1 protein-coding gene is annotated in these 476 nt (G+C 60.7%); it reads right to left on the reverse strand.

Going from position 1 to position 476, the window contains the following annotated elements:
• Window positions 1-13: 13 nt before the first annotated feature.
• A partial coding sequence (locus tag AB1462_RS31805; protein WP_367249061.1) for a hypothetical protein occupies window positions 14-476 on the reverse strand: 463 nt, incomplete at its 5' end.

Here is a 476-nt window from a genome sequence, read left to right on the forward strand (position 1 = left end):
GCTTGGAAGCTGATCAATCGAATATGCCGGCGATTGCGGCCTGTTCGGCCTCCTCCCATCGGCGCACGTCCTTGCTCACCTGCTCAATCTCTTTGTCGCTGAGGTGGTGGGCACCGTCCTTGTCGATACGACACAGACTGAATGGCTTGCCGACGCTGGCAGAGGTCAGGTCGAGCGCTTGCAAGACTCGCAGGACGGCTGCGCAACCAAAGCGCAGCGACCGCTCGGACAACTGGAAGTGGGACAGAAGTGAGCCAGCCTGCTGAGCCATGGCCGCGCCGCTACCGATCGCATGAAAGCCGATATCGGCGTAGTTCCCGATCATGCCGGAAGGCGTTATCTCTACGATCCAAGGCTCGCCACCTCGCCATCCTGCAGCCATCACGTATGCCGCTGGCGTCCCGCCGCCTTCGTCGCCCGGAACGTCAGAGATAAACGTCTCGTAGTGATGGCGCAGGATTGGCAGGACCTTTTCT

It is taken from the genome of Pseudomonas sp. SB113, assembly GCF_040754745.1.
In the GTDB taxonomy this organism is placed as follows: Bacteria; Pseudomonadota; Gammaproteobacteria; order Pseudomonadales; family Pseudomonadaceae; genus Aquipseudomonas; species Aquipseudomonas grimontii.